The sequence below is a fragment of the Sulfurimonas sp. genome (assembly GCF_023229105.1).
In the GTDB taxonomy this organism is placed as follows: domain Bacteria; phylum Campylobacterota; class Campylobacteria; order Campylobacterales; family Sulfurimonadaceae; genus Sulfurimonas.
Map to the genome: position 1 here is coordinate 1 of NZ_JALNZY010000133.1, position 2,639 is coordinate 2,639.

Consider the following 2,639-nt stretch of genomic DNA (forward strand, 5'->3'; position numbering starts at 1 on the left):
ATGGAAAGCCGACAGAAGGAATGTGTCGCGAAATAGCTGAATGGTGCGGTCGGATAGCCCCAAAATATTTTAACGAGGTGGACAATGGAAAACAAACAGGTTTTTAAAGAATCGCTTTGCCGTGCGGATCAGTTTGGTCGGCCTGTCCAGTACTGGAACCCGGTCAAAAAAGAGCATTATGTTTTACAGGTCGCGGCTAAAGGTCAGGAATGTAATATTTTAAGGTGGTTAAAAAACAATATGGTGGAGGTTGAATTTACGGTCGTAACAAAAGCGCCGAACGGGAATCCGATAATGAAATTAAAAAAAGAAAAGGTGAACAGGAATATGATTGAGGAGGCGGGGGAGTGAAAAACAATACACGGTTTGAGGACGCTGTTTTAAAGAAGTACGGGCCCAGGGTGTGCAAGGCTGCGGCGCAATATAGCGTAACGCCCGAAGCTGTGTTTAAAGACCCTGCAAACTATTTTTTAAACAAGGATTTTGAACCCATGACAACAAAAGAGCGAATTAGGGCAGTTAGCAATTATGGGGATATATCCAAAGATATGGTGCGCGCAAAACACAAAACTAAGAAAAGGTGGTAGGCATGATTAAAGACGTTTTAAAAGTCGAATACAACAAAAGAAAAAAAACAGAGATTGAAACCGTATTTAAACAGGTTTATGAAAAGCAGTTGAAAGAATTAGGGTATGTAAAGATAGAATCAATACACAGGGAAACAGCAGTGGTAACAGGATATTGTTATAGTACTGTCCGGTTTGTGTTGAAAGGATATTTTAAGCACAACAAAAACAGGTAAACTGCTTTTTTTTTAGCAGTGATTTATTTTGACATAATGATTTAAAAGCTTTATACTTCCCGTAAAGAAAGAAACTTTTCACGCGGGAGGTTTTTATTTTGGACAATAAAAAGAAAGTATTAAAAAATCCTGAAAATAAAACTATCCCTGTCAAATCAAAACCAATGGGCCGGCCAAGCAAGTATGATAAATCCTTTGTTAAAAAAACAAAAGATTATATTAAAACTTTTGAAAAAGATGAAGCCGTGCCGACAATCGAGGGGCTTGCGTTGTATCTTGGTATACCGCGTAACAAAGTGTATGAATACGGTAAAGTAAACGAAGACTTTCGGGGCACGGTGGATATTGTCGTTAATTTGCAGGCTAAAAAATTAATATCAGAGGGACTGAAAGGAAATTTTAACAGTTCGATTGTAAGATTGTTACTTGCAGTACACGGGTACAGAGATGAGCAGACAATGGAAATTCGTGCGGACGAAAGCCAGATAAGTAAAATAGACCAGCTGCTTGCTAAAGCCGCTAAAATAATTGAGTCAAGCAAATGACCCTTTGCGCTCCAGCTAAAACCGAAATGCTAAACGAATTTACAAGCCTGTTTACTGATGACGCTAAAAAGCCTCTCGAATTTACAAAAACCCAAAAAGACATTATAAGCGAAATTGTTTTAATGCCTCATCAGCGCGTGGGCGTAGTGGCTCCGACCCAGTACGGGAAGAGTACTTGCGCCGCGTGTGGGATAATAATTAAGGGCGTATTGACGCCGCGCAAACAGGTTATAATCGGCGGAACAAAAGCAAAGGCTGAAATAATAATGCGGCAGGTTAATCAACACGTGTTTGACAGCGAAGTGTTTTCAAGCCAGCTTGCGATTGACGGGGGCGCGATTGAGCGGTTACGTAGGGAACGGCGCCGGGATAACCTGACATTTAAACGCGGGGGGCAGATTAAAATTTTATCCGCTGAGAATAGAAACAAAAAGAGGCTCGGGGAGGCGTTACTCGGATTCGGCGGGCAGGATATTTATATTGACGATTCAGTTTTAATGGATAACGATTTATACGCTTATATAAAGCGTATGCTCGGCGGACATAAGGACAGTTTTTTAATGGAGTTTGCAAATCCTTTAAAACGCAATCATTTTTATAAAACAATGACCGATGATACGACACATAAGATTTGGATAAATTATAAAGACGCGCTTGCAGAGGGCAGATTCACGGAATCGTTTATTGCGGAAATGCGTAAGGAAATGTTTTTTAGTGTGTTTTATGATTGCAAATTTCCTGCTGAAAACGAAATTGATGAAGAGGGGTATCAGTTATTGCTGACCGAGGATATAATCAACGGGGCGATCGCTCCGGTAACCATGGAAAAAAGCAGGGATAATATACTCGGCGTTGATATAGGGCGAGGTGGCAACAGAACATCATTGACCTTAAGAAACGGAAACAAAGCCGCCGTTATTAAATCAGCCAAAACCGAAAGTTTAATGACCGCTGTGGGGCTGTGTGTTGAAGCTATGCAAGATTGGGATTTAAAAGCGTCAGCTGTCTGCCTGGATGATGCAGGTATGGGCGGTGGTCCCACAGATAGACTTAAGGAGCAAAATTTTTATATCAATCCCGTTATTTTGGGCGGAACGGCAGACAAAATCCCTAACAGCAAAATACAATATAAAAATGTCCGCGCTCAGTGTTATTGGAGATTAAAACAGTGGTTTATCGGTGAGGGCGAATTTGACGGCAATCAAGGACTTGTCGCGGACAATGACAATCTTATAAATCAATTAAAGCTTATTAAGTATCGCATAAACTCAAGCGGTGAAATCCAGATACAG

Annotated in this window: 5 protein-coding genes; all 5 read left to right on the forward strand. The window is 40.7% G+C overall.

Annotated elements, in window-relative coordinates; all coding sequences use genetic code 11:
• Positions 1 to 84: 84 nt before the first annotated feature.
• Positions 85 to 351: a hypothetical protein gene (locus M0Q17_RS11165; protein ID WP_295086865.1), complete on the forward strand. Its 267-nt coding sequence runs from the start codon at positions 85 to 87 to the stop codon at positions 349 to 351.
• Entirely contained in the window at positions 348 to 587 is a 240-nt protein-coding gene (locus tag M0Q17_RS11170) for a hypothetical protein (protein ID WP_295086867.1), read from the forward strand. The genes M0Q17_RS11165 and M0Q17_RS11170 overlap by 4 nt, the downstream gene beginning before the upstream one ends.
• 2 nt (positions 588 to 589) lie before the next feature.
• Positions 590 to 802 (forward strand): hypothetical protein, encoded by a 213-nt coding sequence (locus tag M0Q17_RS11175; RefSeq protein ID WP_295086869.1) that lies wholly within the window; start codon positions 590 to 592, stop codon positions 800 to 802.
• A gap of 98 nt (positions 803 to 900) precedes the next feature.
• Positions 901 to 1,347 carry a terminase small subunit gene (locus tag M0Q17_RS11180; protein ID WP_295086871.1) on the forward strand — a complete coding sequence of 149 codons (447 nt, stop codon included), beginning with the start codon at positions 901 to 903 and terminating at the stop codon, positions 1,345 to 1,347.
• A 26-nt stretch (positions 1,348 to 1,373) separates the two neighbouring features.
• The coding region (locus M0Q17_RS11185; RefSeq protein ID WP_295086873.1) for a terminase family protein at positions 1,374 to 2,639 on the forward strand (1,266 nt) is incomplete at its 3' end.